Annotated in this window: 13 protein-coding genes; 4 read left to right on the forward strand and 9 right to left on the reverse strand. The window is 65.4% G+C overall.

Annotation, left to right across the window (positions count from 1 at the left end; genetic code table 11):
* Positions 1-32 precede the first annotated feature (32 nt).
* The 7 genes from HOP52_RS01675 to HOP52_RS01705 all read right to left on the reverse strand — a co-directional run bounded on the left by HOP52_RS01675 (position 33) and on the right by HOP52_RS01705 (position 7673).
* Positions 33-866 (reverse strand): ABC transporter permease subunit, encoded by an 834-nt coding sequence (locus tag HOP52_RS01675; RefSeq protein ID WP_238975322.1) that lies wholly within the window; start codon positions 864-866, stop codon positions 33-35.
* 2 nt (positions 867-868) lie between these two features.
* Positions 869-1780, reverse strand: coding sequence for an ABC transporter permease subunit (locus HOP52_RS01680; protein ID WP_238975323.1), 912 nt, complete (start codon positions 1778-1780; stop codon positions 869-871).
* Positions 1781-1844: 64 nt separating this feature from the next.
* The gene (locus tag HOP52_RS01685; protein ID WP_459076821.1) at positions 1845-3026 is read right to left on the reverse strand and encodes an ABC transporter ATP-binding protein; all 1182 of its coding nucleotides are present in this window, start codon (positions 3024-3026) and stop codon (positions 1845-1847) included.
* Positions 3027-3092: 66 nt separating this feature from the next.
* Positions 3093-4196: a polyamine ABC transporter substrate-binding protein gene (locus HOP52_RS01690; protein ID WP_238975324.1), complete on the reverse strand. Its 1104-nt coding sequence runs from the start codon at positions 4194-4196 to the stop codon at positions 3093-3095.
* Positions 4197-4301: 105 nt separating this feature from the next.
* Positions 4302-5648 carry a glutamine synthetase family protein gene (locus HOP52_RS01695; protein ID WP_238975325.1) on the reverse strand — a complete coding sequence of 449 codons (1347 nt, stop codon included), beginning with the start codon at positions 5646-5648 and terminating at the stop codon, positions 4302-4304.
* Positions 5649-5698: 50 nt separating this feature from the next.
* Positions 5699-6994, reverse strand: a complete 1296-nt coding sequence (locus HOP52_RS01700) for an NAD(P)/FAD-dependent oxidoreductase (protein WP_238975326.1) — start codon at positions 6992-6994, stop codon at positions 5699-5701.
* Between the two features lie 508 nt (positions 6995-7502).
* Positions 7503-7673 carry a DUF6435 family protein gene (locus tag HOP52_RS01705; protein WP_238975327.1) on the reverse strand — a complete coding sequence of 57 codons (171 nt, stop codon included), beginning with the start codon at positions 7671-7673 and terminating at the stop codon, positions 7503-7505.
* Positions 7674-7946: 273 nt separating this feature from the next.
* Between HOP52_RS01705 and HOP52_RS01710 the strand changes: the two genes are divergently transcribed.
* The gene (locus HOP52_RS01710) at positions 7947-9659 is read left to right on the forward strand and encodes a methyl-accepting chemotaxis protein (protein ID WP_238975328.1); all 1713 of its coding nucleotides are present in this window, start codon (positions 7947-7949) and stop codon (positions 9657-9659) included.
* A 27-nt stretch (positions 9660-9686) separates the two neighbouring features.
* Here the strand turns inward: HOP52_RS01710 and HOP52_RS01715 are convergent, their stop codons facing one another.
* Positions 9687-11063, reverse strand: a complete 1377-nt coding sequence (locus tag HOP52_RS01715) for a DNA recombination protein RmuC (RefSeq protein ID WP_238975329.1) — start codon at positions 11061-11063, stop codon at positions 9687-9689.
* A gap of 198 nt (positions 11064-11261) precedes the next feature.
* Between HOP52_RS01715 and HOP52_RS01720 the strand changes: the two genes are divergently transcribed.
* Positions 11262-12080, forward strand: coding sequence for a helix-turn-helix transcriptional regulator (locus HOP52_RS01720; RefSeq protein ID WP_238975330.1), 819 nt, complete (start codon positions 11262-11264; stop codon positions 12078-12080).
* Positions 12081-12196: 116 nt separating this feature from the next.
* Here HOP52_RS01720 and HOP52_RS01725 read toward each other — a convergent pair whose 3' ends face one another.
* Entirely contained in the window at positions 12197-13441 is a 1245-nt protein-coding gene (locus tag HOP52_RS01725; RefSeq protein ID WP_238975331.1) for a Zn-dependent hydrolase, read from the reverse strand.
* Between the two features lie 185 nt (positions 13442-13626).
* Here HOP52_RS01725 and HOP52_RS01730 point away from each other — a divergent pair, with 185 nt between their 5' ends.
* Both HOP52_RS01730 and HOP52_RS01735 read left to right on the forward strand, forming a co-directional pair.
* On the forward strand, positions 13627-15036 hold the full coding sequence (locus tag HOP52_RS01730; protein WP_238975332.1) for an aminotransferase: 1410 nt from the start codon (positions 13627-13629) through the stop codon (positions 15034-15036).
* Between the two features lie 207 nt (positions 15037-15243).
* Entirely contained in the window at positions 15244-16590 is a 1347-nt protein-coding gene (locus HOP52_RS01735) for a Na+/H+ antiporter NhaC family protein (protein ID WP_238975333.1), read from the forward strand.
* Positions 16591-16597 lie beyond the last annotated feature (7 nt).

Consider the following 16597-nt stretch of genomic DNA (forward strand, 5'->3'; position numbering starts at 1 on the left):
GCGTCGAACATTCCACTACACTCTATTGACGGTCAGGCCTCCTGGGCCTGCATCTTCAGCGCCTGTCGGCGCTTGGCCTCGCTGCGGCGCATAAAGTACCAGGCCAGGAAGGTGGCCAGCGATACCGCCAGGATGATCAGGGTGGCCAGGGCATTGATCTTCGGCGAGACGCCCAGGCGCACCGAGGAGAAGACCACCATGGGCAGGGTCGTGGCCCCGGGCCCGGAGACGAAGCTGGCGATCACCAGGTCGTCCAGGGAGAGGGTGAAGGCCAACAGCCAGCCGGCGGCCAGCGCCGGGGCGATCACCGGCAGGGTGATCTGGAAGAAGGTCTTCACCGGGGGGGCCCCCAGATCCATGGCCGCCTCCTCCAGGGAGAGGTCCACCTCGCGCAGCCGTGACGACACCACCACCGCCACATAGGCGCTACAGAAGGTGGTATGGGCGATCCAGATGGTCACCATGCCGCGATCCGCCGGCCAGCCGATCAGCTGCGCCATATGCACGAAGAGCAGCAGCAGCGACAGGCCGGTGATCACCTCCGGCATCACCAAAGGCGCGGTGATCATGCTGGAGAGCGCCGTCTTGCCGCGAAAGCGCCCGAAGCGCACCATCACGAAGGCGGCGAGCGTCCCCAGGCAGACCGCCATGCTGGCGGAGAAGAAGGCGATACGCAGGCTGGTCCAGACCGCCGAGAGGATCTGCGGGTCACGCAGCAGCTCGAGATACCAGTGTCCGGAGAAGCCCGCCCAGACCGTCACCAGCCGCGAGGCGTTGAAGGAGTAGATCACCAGGATCAGCATCGGCAGGTAGAGGAACACCAGCCCCAGGATCAGCATCACCGTGGTAAAGGATGGCTTTCTCATGGTCACTCCTTGAGTTCACGGGACTGATAGCGATGGAAGAGCGCGATGGGAATCAGCAGCAGGCCCAGCATCACCATGGCCAGCGCCGAGGCCACCGGCCAGTCGCGGTTGTTGAAGAACTCCTCCCACAGCACCTTGCCGATCATCAGGGTATTGGGGCCGCCCAGCAGCTCGGGGATCACGTACTCCCCCACCGCCGGAATGAAGACCAGCATGGAACCGGCGATGATCCCCCCCTTGGAGAGCGGCAGGGTCACCTTGAGAAAGGTATTGAGGCTGCGCGACCCCAGATCCGAGGCGGCCTCCAGCAGGGAGCCGTCGAGCCGGGTCAGGTTGGCGTAGAGGGGCAGCACCATAAAGGGCAGGTAGGCGTAGACGATGCCGAGAATCACCGCGAAGTTGGTGTTCATCATGCGAATCGGCGAGTCGATCAGCCCCAGCCACAGCAGGGTGTTGTTGATCAGGCCGTTGTTGCTGAGGATGCCCATCCAGGCATAGACCCGGATCAGAAAGGAGGTCCAGGAGGGCAGCATCACCAGCAGCAGCAGCACCAGCTGCCAGTGGGCCGGGGCCCGGGCCATGGCATAGGCCATGGGGTAGCCGATCAGCAGGCAGACCAGGGTCGAGACAAAGGCGATCTTCAGCGAGCCCCAGTAGGCCGTCACATAGAGGCTGTCGGACATCAGGAAGAGGTAGTTGCCGAAGGTCACCACCAGGCTCAGGGTCTCGGCGCCGAAATCCAGCATGGTGCTGTAGGGCGGAATGGCGATGGCCGCCTCGGAGAGACTGATCTTGAGCACGATGCCGAAGGGCAGCAGAAAGAACAGGGTCAGCCATAGCAGGGGCACGGCGATGACCCAGCCACGGCGGGGCTTGAGCCACCGCCGCAGGCGTTGCGACGTCAGGGCAGGCATAATGGGCCTCCGAAGGGGAAGGAAGAACCAGGGGCGCGGCGCGTCCAGCGAAAGTGGTAGCGAGCTAGTCGCGCAGGACCACGGCGCTGCGCTCGTCCCAATGGATATAGACCGCATCGCCCCAGCTGGGGCGCTCGCTGCGCCGGGTGGTGTTAGCCAGACTCACCTTGACCAGGTGCCCCTGCCCGGTGCGCACGAAGTAGACCGAGAGGCCGCCCAGGTAGGCGATATCCTCCACCGTCCCGGCGGCCCAGTTGAAGTCCCCCGCGGGCCGCTCACGGCTCATCAGGGTCTTCTCCGGACGCACCGCCACCCAGACCCCGCGTTCATCGGCGGGGGTGCTGATGCCGTGATCGATGCGGATGCGCCGCCCCAGCTCGGGGCTGTCGATGACGCAGTGGTCCGCCTCGTCCACCACGATCTCCCCGGCGAACAGGTTCACGGTGCCGACGAACTCCGCCACCATGCGGTTGGCCGGGCTCTCGTAGACGTCCATGGGCGAGCCCACCTGGACGATCCAGCCGTCGGACATGATCGCCACCCGGTCGGCCATGGTCATGGCCTCCTCCTGGTCGTGGGTGACCATGATGCAGGTCACCCCGACCCGCTCGAGGATCTCCACCACCTCCAGCTGCATCTCGGTGCGCAGCTTCTTGTCCAGTGCCCCCATAGGCTCGTCGAGCAGCAGCAGGCGGGGACGCTTGGCCAGGGAGCGTGCCAGGGCCACTCGCTGGCGCTGACCGCCGGAGAGCTGGTGGGGCTTGCGCTTGGCATAGCCCTCCATATGCACCAGCTTGAGCATCTCGGCGACCCGCTCACGGATCTCCGCCTTGGGCAGCTTGTCCTGCTTGAGGCCGAAGGCGATATTCTCGGCCACCGTCATATGCGGGAAGAGCGCATAGGACTGGAACATCATGTTGATGGCCCGCTCGTAGGGGGGCGTACGGGAGATATCCTGCCCCTCCAGCAGGATCTGCCCTTCGCTGGGCTTCTCGAAGCCGGCCAGCATGCGCAGCAGCGTCGATTTGCCGGAGCCGGAGCCCCCCAGCAGGGCGAATATCTCGCCGCGGCGAATGGTCAGGTTGACGTCATCCACCGCCAGCACCTCATCGAAGCGCTTGCTGACGCGGCGGATCTCCATCAGCGTCTCCTGCTGGACACGCGAACTCTTGCCCGATGACGGCGTGGTCTCGCTCGTCGGGCGCGCCTGGGCCTGGGTATCGGCCAGGGTCATGGGTTGGGTCATTGCACGTCTCTCCAGGACATCCGCGAAGGAAAAGCGGCCGCCCCGCTGGTCGGGGCGGCGCGCCGATCAGTTACCGGACTTGACCCGGTTCCAGGTGCGGGTGATCACCCGCTGGGCGGAGAGCGGCTTGGCCTGGGCCACGTAGAGCTTCTCCATCACCTCCTCGGTGGGATAGATGGAGGGATCATTGAGGATCTCCTCGGGCAGGTACTCATTGGCCGCCCGGTTGGGGTTGGCGTAAAGCACATACTCGGTGATCCCGGCGGCGACCTGCGGCTCAAGGATGAAGTTGATAAAGGCGTGGGCGTTTTCCGGATTCGGCGCATCGGCGGGAATCGCCATCATGTCGAACCACAGCGCCGCCCCCTCCTTGGGAATGATGTAGTCGATCACGTGACCGTTGCCCGCCTCCTCGGCCCGGTCGGCGGCCTGGAAGACATCGCCGGAGTAGCCGGCGGCCACGCAAAGGTCGCCATTGGCCAGGTCGGAGATATAGCGGGAGGAGTGGAAGTAGGTGACATGCTCGCGCACCGCGCCGATCACCTCACCGGCCCGGGCGATGTCGTCGCCGTCGTTGCTATGGGGGTCGAGACCCAGGTACGCCATCGCCGCCGGCAGCATCTCGTCGCCGGAATCGAGCATGGAGATGCCGCAGCCCGCCGCATGCAGGGCCCCGGTCACCTCCGGGTCAAAGAGCAGCGACCAGGAGTCCAGTGGGGCGTCATCGCCGAGAATCTCGCGTACCTTGCCCACGTTATAGCCGATGCCGTTGGTGCCCCACATATAGGGAACGGAGTAGTGGCTGCCAGGGTCGACGTTCTCCAACTGGGCCAGCAGGGTCGGCTCCAGGTTGACCATGTTGGGCAGCCGCTGATGGTCGAGCTTGCCGTAGACACCGGCCGCCATCTGCCGCACCAGGTAGTGGTTGGAGGGCACCACCACGTCATAGCCGGAGCGCCCGGAGAGCAGCGCTGCCTCCAGCACCTCGTTGCTGTCGTAGACGTCGTAGGTGACGCGGATGCCGGTCTCGGCGGTAAAGCGCTCCAGGGTATCCTCGGCGATATAGTCAGACCAGTTATAGATCCGCACCTCGTTGGCCTGGGCGGCCGTGGCGGCCAGGGTCAGGGAGGCCGCGGCAACGGCCAGTGACAGCTTGCGTTGGTAGGACATCTTGGCACCTCAGTATCGTTGTTGTTGGTTCTCCGGGAACCCCTCTCCCAGCCTATCCGGCTCGCTTCCTGAACCTCTCAACGAGACGAGCCGGCTGGCCGGGCCTTACACGCTAAGCAGCAGGAACTCCCGCTCCCAGGAGCTGATCACCCGCTTGAAGTTCTCGTTCTCCACCCGCTTCACCGCCACGTAGCCGCGCAGGAACTTGCCGCCCAGGAACTCCTCCAGCTCGGCGCAGCCCTCCATGCGCTCCAGGGCATGCTCCAGGGTGAAGGGCAGGCGCATATTGCGGCGTTCGAAGGCGCGACCCTGCACCGGGGCGGTGGGGTTGATGCCGTGGATCATGCCGATATAGCCGCACAGCAGGCTTGCCGCGATGGCCAGGTAGGCATTGGCATCGGCGCCGGGCAGGCGATTCTCCACCCGCCGGTTCTGTGGCGTGGAGTCGGGCACCCGCAGGCCGCAGGTGCGGTTCTCCTCCCCCCACTCGACGTTGACCGGCGCCGAGGTGTCGGGCAGGAAGCGGCGGAAGGAGTTGACGTTGGGCGCCATCAGCGGCAACGCCTCGGGAATATAGCGCTGCAGGCCGCCGATATGGTGCAGGAACCGCTCGCTCATGGTGCCGTCATCGTTGGAGAAGACGCTGCGACCGGTATCGGCATCCAGCACACTCTGGTGGATATGCATGGCGCTGCCCGGCTCGTTGGTCACCGGCTTGGCCATGAAGGTGGCCGCCACGTCGTGCTTGAGCGCCGACTCGCGCAAGGTGCGCTTGAACAGGAAGACCTGATCCGCCAGCACCAGGGGGTCGCCGTGACGGAAGTTGACCTCCATCTGGGCGGTCCCCTCCTCGTGGATCAGGGTATCGATATCCAGCCCCTGGGCCTCGCACCAGTCGTACATGTCCTCGAACAGCGGGTCGAACTCGTTGGCGGCGTCGATGGAGAAGGACTGGCGGCCGGTTTCCTGGCGACCGCTACGGCCGATGGGCGGCTGCAGCGGCAGGTCCGGGTCCTCGCAGCGCTTGGTCAGGTAGAACTCCATCTCCGGTGCCACCACCGGCTTCCAGCCCTGGGCCGCATAGAGCGCCAGCACCTTCTTGAGCTGGTTGCGGCAGGAAAGCTCGATGGGATTGCCCTGCTTGTCGAAACAGTCGTGGATCACCTGGGCGGTGGGTTCCAGCGCCCAGGGCACCGGATAGGCGGCGGAGAGATCCGGCTTGCAGATCATGTCGATATCCGCCGGGTCGAGCAGGGAGTAGTAGATATCGTCTTCCACATAGTCGCCGGTGACGGTCTGCAGCAGCACGCTCTCGGGCAGCCGCATGCCCTTCTCGGCGACGAACTTGGAGACCGGGGCGATCTTGCCCCGGGCGATGCCGGTGATATCGCTGACCAGGCACTCCACCTCAGTGATCCGACGCTCCTTGAGCCAACTCTCAAGATCTTTCATAACAGCCTCGTGTCTCGGCACGGCGGAGGAGTCCGCCGCCCTCGTTTTCGTTATAACCGGTCGCGCAGCTTGTAGAAGGCGGTGGCCAACATCAGCAGCGGGGTGCGCAGCCGCTCGCCGCCGGGGAAATGCCGGTGAGGCATGGCGGCGAAGGCATCGAAGCGCGTGCTCTGGCCGCCGATGGCCTCGGCCATCAGCTTGCCGGCGAGCCCGGCCAGCGCCATGCCGTGGCCGGAGTAGCCCTGGGCATAGTAGAGATTGCCGCCCAGACGCCCAAAGTCCGGCGCACGGTTCAGGGTGATGGCCACGTCGCCGCCCCAGCGATAGTCGATGGGCACCCCCGCCAGCACCGGGAAGAGGCGGGCGATCTTGGCATCCATACGTGCCTGAAGGCCGCGGGGCTCGCGACCGTCATAGCTGACCTGGCCACCATAGATCAGCCGCCGGTCGCCGCTGAGCCGGTAGTAGTCGAGGACGAAGTTGGCATCCGCCAGGGCATCGTTCTGGGGCAGCACCTGGGCGGCCTGGGCCTCGCTGAGGGGGGCGGTGGCGATCATATAGTTGGCGGCGCGCATGATGCGGCCGTCCAGTTGGGGAATCAGGCCACCGAGATAGGCATTGCCGGCCACCACCACGAAGTCGGCGGTGACACTGCCCTGGGCGGTGCGCACCCGGGCCGGAGCACCCTCCTTCACGTCCAGCACGGCGCTATGCTCATGGAGACGCACCCCGGCCCACTGGGCGGCTCGAGCCAGGCCCAGGGTGTAGTTGAGGGGGTGTAGGTGGCCCCCCTCACTCTCGTAGAGGGCGCCGGGGTAGGCGTCGCTAACCACATGCTCGCGCAGGGCATCGCCCTCCAGCCAGCTCAGGGCCCGATAGTCGTAGTCCCGGGCCAGGCGGTCGCGGAAGTCGCAAAGCTCCTTGATATGGCGGCGCTTCACCGCCGCGTGCAGATAGCCCCAACTGAGGTCGCAGGGAATGGCGTGGCGCTCCACCAGCTCGGCGGTGAGGCGCACCGCTTCACGGCTCATCTCCCAGATCTCCCGGGCAACCGACAGGCCCAGGGCCTTTTCCACGGTGGTGATATCGGTGCCCAGTCCCGGCAGGATCTGGCCACCGCTGCGCCCGGAAGCACCGAAGCCGATCTCGTTGGCCTCCAGCAGCACCACCGAATGGCCGCGCTCGGCCAGGTGCAGGGCCGCCGAGCAGCCGGTGATACCGCCGCCGATCACGCAGATATCGGCACGCGTCTCGTGATTCAAGGGGGGGCGAGGGGCGAGTTCCACCGCTACGCTATCCCGATAGTAGGAGCGGGGACCGGCACGGAGTGACGCATCGGTGGTCATGCAGACCTTCCTGGTAGAGGATGGCATCGCGGCCATCAGGGTTGTTGTTGAAATAGTTGACCACATCACCGGAATGGGTCGCGGCTTACCCTGCCGCTTACTGCCCCCTAGTCTGGCACCACACCCGGGTAACATGTCAAGTATTTAACACCAATCCTCTCTCTCCCATCGCTAACGTCCGCCTAACGGATTACGAAAACATCATCAATATCAGAAAATTATAAGAATATCGACAAATCAACGAAGGCTGCTTATCGGTTACAACATCGCCATGGCGCAAGTGAATCCGATTAGCCGAGATGGCACCGGAGACCTGAAACAGCGACGCCCTTCATGGTGAATATCCTATACCTTATTGGCTCACCAACCTCTCGAAGGAAGGGGCGTCCCGGCTCGCCGGCTGGCAAAGCGGCTCGCCATCAGCATAGCCCGCGCCCTGGCAAGGGGATAGCCAGGGAATGAAGGCCTCCCGCGTTACCGCCCCCGGCGAGTCGAGGCACTTCTCAAGCTAGCCGCGCTTCAAGCGCTCAATCTCCACCCGCAGCGCCTCGGCCTCCTCGGTCAGGGCCGCATTGGCGCGCATGTCGCCGTTGCGGGATGCCAGCATCGCCTCCTCCAATTTGCGCTCATAGGCTTTCTGCAGCCGCTTGGCCGGATTGCGTCTGAACCAGGCAAACATACGAACACCCCCTCTAATTTTGTACAAGAAATTCACAAGTGCCACTCCAGTGCGGCCGACCCGCACGCGTCGACACTCCGTCACAATACCCCATCAATCACCTGAACAGCCAATGCTTTTCCGTACTCCAGCGACAGCGAGATGCTTGTCGAAAAAAACGAATGCTGGATTGCAAAATTAACATTTGTATAGGAATCGTACAGGACATATCGTGTTCTCCGTTCCCTTGCCTGCACCTGCCAGGTGAAGCTCACGCCACGAAGGACAACAACCATGAAGACACTCTCGGCCCGCCTTGCCCATCTGGGCATCCGCACCCGACTGATGGGCGGCTTCTCCGCCGTGCTTGCCCTGATCGTGCTCCTCACCGCGATCGGCATCCACCAGGTCAACCGCATCGACCACAGCCTGACCACCATCAACGACATTAACGGCGTCAAGCTGCGCCACGCCATCGACTGGCGAGGCAGCGTACATGACCGCGCCATCCTGCTGCGCGACATGACCCTGGTGTCGACGCCAAGCGATCTTCAGGCGCTGCTGGACGCCTACCGGCAACTGGAAACGGACTACGCCCAGGCCGACCGAGGGATGGCCGAGGTCCTGACCGCCAACGCAGATGGCGTGACGGCTACCGAGCGCCAGATGCTCGACGCAATAGACGACCAGGCGCAGCGCACCAACGCCCTGGCCGAGCGCATCATTGAGCAGCGCCAGCAGGGCGACCTCGAGAGCCCTCGCCGTCTGCTGCTGGCCGAGGCCGGCCCCGCCTTTTTCCAGTGGTTGGACGATATCAACGGCTTCATCGATCATCAGGAGACCCAGAACGCCACCACCACGGCCGACGCCCGGGACACCGCCGAGGGGTTCCAGATGCTGATGCTGGGCCTGTGCCTGGCCGCCCTGCTGGCGGGTGGGGCGATCGCCTACCTGCTCTCGCGTCAGCTGCTGCGCGAACTGGGCGCCGAGCCCCGCGAGGTACGCGCCTTCGCCGAGGCGATCGGTCGCGGCAAACTGGCCACGGACGGACGCCTGCGCAAGAACGACGAGCGCAGCATCATGGCCGCCCAGGTCAAGATGGCCCGCCAACTGCAGGGCATCGTCACCCAGGTTCGCGCCGCCGCCGAGGCCGTGGCCGGCAACAGCGAGCAGATCGCCGAGGGCAATACGGACCTGGCCTCGCGCACCCAACAGCAGGCCAGCGCCCTGACCCAGACCGCCTCGGCCATGGAGCAGCTCAACGGCACCGTGGTACAGAACACCGAGAACGCCGGCCAGGCCAGCCGCGAAGCCGAGAACGCCTCGCACACGGCACGCCAGGGCGGCGCAGCCGTGGAACAAATGACGGCCACCATGAACGAGCTCGACGAGAGCGCCGGCGAGATCGCCAGCATCATCTCGACCATCGACGACATCGCCTTTCAGACCAATATCCTGGCACTCAACGCCTCAGTGGAGGCGGCGCGAGCCGGCGAGCACGGCCGAGGGTTCGCCGTGGTCGCCGCCGAAGTGCGCAAGCTGGCCCAGAAGAGTGCCGATGCCGCCAGCGAGATCAATGGGCTGATCACCGGCAACGTGGAGCGGGTAAAGAGCGGCAACGCCCGGGCCGTCGAGGCCCGCCAGGCCACCGAGCAGATCATCGAGGCCATCGCGCGGGTCAGCCAGCTGATGCACGAGATCAGCCAGGCCAGCGTCGAACAGAGCGCCGGGGTGCAGGAAGCCGGCACCGCCGTGGCCGAGATGGATCGGGTGACCCAGCAAAACGCCACGCTGGTAGGCGAGAGTGCGACGGCGGCCGGCAACCTGCGTCAGCATGCGCGCCAGCTGATGACTGCCATGGCGGCCTTCCAGCTACCGTCCCACGGCCAGGCCGCGGGGCAGGTCGAAGGCTGGAAAAATACCGACCCCCAGCCGACCACGCAGCCCGTCACCCACCGGCTTCCACAGGCGGACAGCAAGCCTCAGCCGGAATGGACGAGCTTCTGAACCGCCCATGATGGGAGTCGAAGCCGACTACTGCGCAGCGCCCTCGTCCGGCACCGCCGTACGGGGGCGCCCGCCGTCGAGCTCCAACCCTGCCCGCTCGACCAGCTCGGCGGGCAGCTCCTTTTTCACCGCCACGCCCAGCTCCTGGAACTCCGCGGCCTGCTTGATCAGGTTGCCCCGCCCGTTGACCAGTTGGCCCATGGCGCGGTCGTAGCTGTCGCGGGCGCCGTCGAGGCGAGCCTGTACTTCCTGCATGCTCTCGAGAAACAGGCGCAGCTTGTTGTAGAACTTCTCGGCGCGGCTGGCCAGTTCGGCGCTGTGGCGGCTCTGGTCCTCGAAGCGCCACAGCTGGCGCACGATGTTCAGGCTGGTCAGCAGGGTGGTCGGGGTGGTCACCAGCACGTTGGCCTCCACGGCCCGCTGATAGAGGGCTTCGTCGTGCTTGAGCGCCTCGACGTAGGCCGACTCCACCGGGATGAACATGATCACCACGTCGGGCGAGTTGAGCCCCGGCAGGTCGTAGTAGTGCTTGTCGGCGAGCTCCGCGATGCGCTCGCCCACGGCCGTGGCATGGGCCGCCAGGGCCAGCTCACGTTCGCGCTCCTCCTGCGCATTGACATAGCGCACATAGGCCGAAAGCGAGGTCTTGGCGTCGATCACCAGATGCTTGCCCTGAGGCAGGTAAACCACCGCGTCGGGGCGTCGACGCCCGTCGGCGGTGGCAAAGCTGACCTCGCGCCGGTAATCCTTGCCGAGGCGCAGGCCGGAGCCCTCCAGGACGTTCTCCAGTATCAGCTCGCCCCAGTTGCCCTGCACTTTCTTCTGTCCCTGCAGCGCCCGGGTCAACCGTTCGGCCTGGTCGGTGATCTCTCGGTTGAGCCCCTGCAGGTGCCTGAGCTCGGCCCGCAGACCGGCGCGCTGCTCGGTGTCGTGGCGATGGATCGTCTCGACCTTCTCGCGAAAGCCCTTCATCTCCGCCTGGATCGGCTGCAGCAGGCCGCTGATGCGCTGCTGGGAGAGCTCGGAGAAGGCCCGCCCCTTGCGCTCGAGGATCTCGTTGGCCAGGTTCTCGAACTCCTGGCGCAGCTGATCGCGGCTGTCGCGCAGCAGGGCCAACTGAGCCTCGAAGTGCTGCTGTTTCTGCTCCAGGGTCGTGGCCAGGCGCGCCTCGCTCACCTGCACCTCGCCCAGTTCACGCTGAAGCCGGTCGAGGCGCTGCTCACGCTCAGCCAGCCGCTCGCGCAGCTCGGCCAGGGCGGCCCGGTGCCGCTTGGCATCGGCACGCCCTCGCCTGCCCGCGAGCAGCCCGGCCAGAGCGAAGGCGAGCAGGAACGCCACCAACGCCGAGAGCGCCATGGCATTGCCGGTGGGAAGGGATACCAGCAGCGTTGTCAGATCGTTCAAGCGTCAATCTCCTGGCGTGGCATGAGTGGGGCGGGCGAAAGTCTCCCCAAAAGGGTCGACTCTGTCACCCCTTGTACTCACATACCGGCCGAATGAGAACGCATCCCTTCCCGCCGCTCCGGGAAAGGCGGCCGAGAGGCAGGCGTCAACGCGGGGGCATGGTATCGTGACGGCTCGGCACCACTGACCTACGGCCTTATGCTCGACTTCCTTGCCCGCCCCGAAAGCCATGCCTGGCATCAGCAGCTGGCTCGCCTGCTGCGCACCGCGGCGACGCCCGACTTCCCCGCCAGGCTCGATCACTCCCTGCGCGAGCTGGTCGGTCACGAAACCGTGTTGATCAATGCCTATCGCGGCCGTCGGCGACCGCTGCTCATCCATGACGACTACCCCCCGCATCGCCGCGAGCAGGGTATCGAGCGCTATCTGAACAAGGCCTATCTGCTCGATCCCTTTTTCACGGCCGTGAACGACGGCCTGGATCAGGGCGCCCATCGCCTGCGCGAGTTGGCCCCGGATCGCTTCGAGGCCAGTGAGTACTACGCCCACTACTATCGCGCCCTTGGCCTGGTCGATGAAGTGGGCATCTTCTGCCGGGTCGAAGAGGATGTAGTCATTGCCGTGTCGCTGGGATTCGAGGCCAAGTCACCGCCGCTCACCCGCCGCGCCCTGCAGGCCTTGCGCTACTTGTCACCCATCGTAGAAGCGCTGCTGATCGAGTACTGGAAATGGCAGGGAAGTCAGTTCCAGCAGCGTCTCGCGGAGCAGGAGCCGGTGGAAGCCGCACTGGCCAGCTTCGGCGCCGCGGTGCTGACGGCAAGGGAGCAGGAGATCGTCCGGCTGCTGCTGGCCGGCCACTCCACGAAATCGGCAGCCCGGGTACTCGATATCAGCGACGGCACGGTCAAGGTTCACCGTAAGCATATCTATCAGCGTCTCGACGTCTCCAGCCAGTCGCAGCTCTTCCGGCTGTTCCTCGATCACGTGGCGCTGGTGTCGCGCCAGCAGAGCTCATGACGACCACAGCGAAAAAGCCGGCCCCCAAGCAATAGGAGCCGGCATATCGGAGTCGCCATCTAGACCAGGGAAGAAGAGTCTTCGCCTGTCTTGGGGCCTGGTTCTCAATTATGCGGTCATGCCGATTCCGCCAGATTCGCGCGCTCCAGCAAGGCCTCCAGGAGCACCTGGGCGCCCAGGGCGCAGTGCTCCGGGGTGGCGTACTCCGCCTCGTTATGGCTGATGCCGTCGCGGCAGGGAATAAAGATCATCGAGGTGGGGGCGACCCGGGAGACATAGACGGCGTCGTGGCCGGCCCCGCTCATCATGCGCCGGTAGGGCACGCCCTGGGCCCGGGAGGCCCGCTCCACGGCATCGATGCAGCCGGTATCGAAGTCCACCACCGGTGAGGCCCAGATCCGCTCGCTCGCGGTCTCGACGCCGAAGGCCTCGGTGAGCGCGGCTAGCTCCCGGTCGAAGCGCACCTCCAGGGCGTCCAACTCGGCCTCCACCACGTGGCGCAGATCCACGGTGAGGCGCACCTCGCCGGGAATCACGTTGCGGGATGGACTCGCGATCTCCAGGCAGCCAAAGGTAACCTTGGTGTCGCCGCTGATATCCGCCTGAGCATGGGCCTGCAGGCGATCGATCAGGCGGGCGCACGCGGCCAGGGCATCGCGACGATAGGCCATGGGAGTGGGGCCCGCATGGGCCGGCTGGCCGCGCAGGGTGACGTCGAACCAGCGCATGCCCTGGACGCCGGTGACCACGCCAATGGCCTCGCCGTTCTCCTCCAGCACTGGCCCCTGCTCGATATGCAGTTCGAGAAACCCCGCCAGGCGCGGCTCTCCCACCGGCAGATCGCCATTGAAACCGGTCACGGCTAGCGCCTCGCCCAGCGTCACACCATCGCGATCGCGACGCGCCAGGGTCGACTCGACGCTGAACACGCCGGCATAGGTACCGGAGGCGACCATGGCCGGTGCGAAACGGCTGCCCTCCTCGTTGGTCCACACCACCAGCTCCAGCGGCCGCTGGGTGACGATGCCGTGATCATCGAGGGTGCGAAACACCTCGAGCCCCGCCAGCACCCCGAGGACGCCATCGAAACGCCCGCCCTTGGGCTGGGTATCCAGGTGACTGCCAACGCCAATCGGATCGAGGTCGTTACGCCTGCCGGCACGGCGCAGAAACATATTGCCGACGCCATCGACGCGCAGCGTGCAGCCCAGCGCCCGACACCATTCGATCAGCAAACGACGCCCGGCGGCGTCCTCCTCGGTAAGTGCCAAGCGGTGACTGCCGCCGTTGGGGCTGGGGCCGATCTCGGCCATGGCCATCAGGCTCGACCAGAGCCGCTGGCCGTCGATGGAAACCGTCATGGATGCCTCCCTTGTCGTTGTGAAACGTGCCTGTTCGGGCTTCGAATGGCTACACCTTAGGCAGCCCCCAGGCCGTACCGATATACCCCAATCAGGATATATTCCCCGCCTCGCAGCCCTCGCTAGTCTGGTCCCGACCTCAACGACTCATCTCAACAACGACATCAGACAAGCGAGGCGAGACCATGACGATCGAGACCCCTACCCCGCCCCGGACCTTTGACGCCCAGGCGCTGTGGCAGAAGGACAAGGATCATTTCATTCACCCCTTCACCGACTACAGCGTCTTCCATGACAAGGGCTGCGACCTGATCACCGACAGCGACGGCATCTACGTCGAGGACGTCCACGGCAACCGTTTTATCGATGGCATCGCCGGCCTGTGGTGCGTCAACGTGGGCCACGGCCGCGCCGAGATCGGCCAGGCCATGGCCGACCAGGCCACCCGCATGGCCTACTTCTCCACCTTCAACAACCTCTCCAACGCCCCGGCGGCGGAGCTGGCCTCCAAGCTCGCCGAGCTGGCCCCGGCCCATCTCAACCACGTCTTCTTCAGCTGCGGCGGCTCGGCGGCAAACGACGCCACCATCCGCCTGGTACATTACTACTTCAACCGCCTTGGCAAGCCCAACAAGAAGCGCATCCTGTCGCGCAACAACGCCTACCACGGCACCACCTACATGGCGGCAAGCCTCACCGGCATCGCCAGCAACAACTGGGCGTTCGATACCCTCGACCACCTGGTGACCCACCTCAGCGAAGCCAACCTCTACCGCCGCCCGGCGAGGATGAGCGAGGCGGATTATTGCGACCAGCTGGTGGCCGAACTCGAGGACACCATCGCCGAGATCGGCGCCGAGAATATCGCCGCCTTTATCGCCGAGCCGATCATGGGCGCCGGCGGCGTGCTGATGGCCCCCCAGGGCTACCACGCCCGCATGCAGGCCGTGTGTCGCGCCAACGAGATCCTGTTTATTGCCGACGAGGTGGTCACCGGCTTCGGCCGCCTGGGTCACTTCTTCGCCTCCGAAGCGGTGTTCGATACCCAGCCGGACATCATCAACTGTGCCAAGGGGCTGTCGTCGGGCTATGCCCCCCTGGGGGCCACCCTGATCTCCGACAAGCTCTTCGAGGTACTGGGCACCCCCCAGCGAAAGGGCGGCGTGCTGAGCACCGGCTTCACCTACTCCGGCCATCCGGTGAGCTGCGCGGCGGCGCTGAAGAACATCGAGATCATCGAGCGCGAACGAATCTGCGAGAACGTCCGTGAGGTGGGCCCCTACCTGGAGCGGAAACTCAAGACTCTGGCGGATCACGAGACGGTGGGCGATGTGCGCGGCAGCCACTTTATGCTGGCCATCGAGAACGTCGCCGACAAGGCCACCAAGGAGCTGCTGCCGGTGGAAGCGCGGGTCGGCGACCGGGTCGCCGCCGAGGCCCAACAGCGCGGCCTGATCATCCGCCCGGTGGGGCACCTCAATATCATCTCGCCGCCGCTGATCTGGGACCGCGACACCGTGGATCGGGTGGTGGCGATCCTCGACGAGGCCTTCGCCGCGACCACGGCATGCCTGCGCGCCGACGGCTATCTATGAAAGCTGCTTTCACCACTCGGCACGGGAGATGAGCTTTTCCGGCGGCAAGTCTGCGCGAGGGCGCTGTGAACCCATCCATGGGCGCTACTTTTGCCATCCCTGGCAAAAGACCCTCGCTTCGTCTTGCCCCCGGCGCTCATCTCTCTGCGCCAAGGCCGGCTGACCGGCTCTTGAGACATCGACCACAACGATAATAGAGAGAGTTGTATGGAAACCTTTGGCGCCTGGAGCCTGCTCCCCACCCTGGTAGTGCTGGGCATGGCCATTATCACCCGCCGCACCATCGAGTCGCTGATGGCCGGGGCCCTGGTGGGCCTGCTGATGATCGACCCCAGCACCGTGGTCACCCAGGGCTCGGATATCCTGCTCACAGTACTGGGCAACGACACCGTCACCTGGATCATCCTGGTCTGCGGGCTGTTCGGCAGCCTGATCGCCCTGCTGGTCAAGACCGGCGGCGTACTCAGCTTCGGCGACGCCGTCACCCGGCGCATCCATAGCCGCCGCCAGAGCCTGCTGGCCACCTGGATGCTGGGGCTGGTGATCTTCGTCGACGACTACCTCAATGCGCTGACCATCAGCGCCTCGATGAAGAAGATCACCGACCGCTTCAAGGTCTCCCGGGAGAAGCTCGCCTATATCGTCGACTCCACGGCGGCGCCGATCTGCATCCTGGTGCCCTTCTCCACCTGGGCGGTGTTCTTCGCCGGCCTGCTGGAGGAGAACGACGTAGCCGGCAACGGCATGGGCCTCTATATCGAGGCGATTCCCTATATGTTCTACGCCTGGGTGGCCGCCGCCGTGGTGCCCCTGGTGGCGCTGGGCTGGATTCCCAACCTCGGCCCCATGAAGGCCGCCGAGGCCCGCGCCGCCGCCGGCCAGCTGATGCCTGACGGCGTCGACGACAATGCCCTGGAGGTCGAGGACACCGGCGGCAAGCGCCCGCACCTGCTCAACTTCCTGCTGCCCATCGCCACCCTGATCTTCTTCACCTGGTACTTCGAGATCGACATCCTGCGCGGCGTGATCGTGGCCCTGGCCGTGACCCTGGTGCTGATCGCCAGCCAGAAGCTGCTCAGCTTCCACGATACCTTCGACACCGCCCTGGACGGTTTCAAGGCGATGATCATGCCGCTCGGCACCCTGGTGGCCGGCTTCACCCTCAAGGAGGTCAACGATGTGCTGGGGCTCACCGACTACGTGATCGCCACCGTCCAGCCGCTGATGTCCCCGGGCATGCTGCCGGCGGTGGTCTTCGTCACCATGGCCTTCCTGGCCTTCGCCACCGGCTCCTTCTGGGGCATCTTCGCCGTGGCCATGCCCATCGTGCTGCCGCTGGCGGCCAGCATGGACAGCCATATGCCGCTAGTGATCGGCGCCCTGATCTCCGCCAGCGCCTTCGGCAGCCACGCCTGCTTCTACGGCGACTCCACGGTGCTCTCCGCCCAGGGCAGCGGCTGCACCCCCATGGCCCACGCCCTGACCCAGCTGCCCTATGTGCTGATCGCCGCCGTCATCGCCGCCGCGATCTTCCTGATGGTCGGCCACCTGTGAGACCCGC

The sequence above is a fragment of the Billgrantia campisalis genome, from assembly GCF_022341425.1.
In the GTDB taxonomy this organism is placed as follows: domain Bacteria; phylum Pseudomonadota; class Gammaproteobacteria; order Pseudomonadales; family Halomonadaceae; genus Halomonas; species Halomonas campisalis.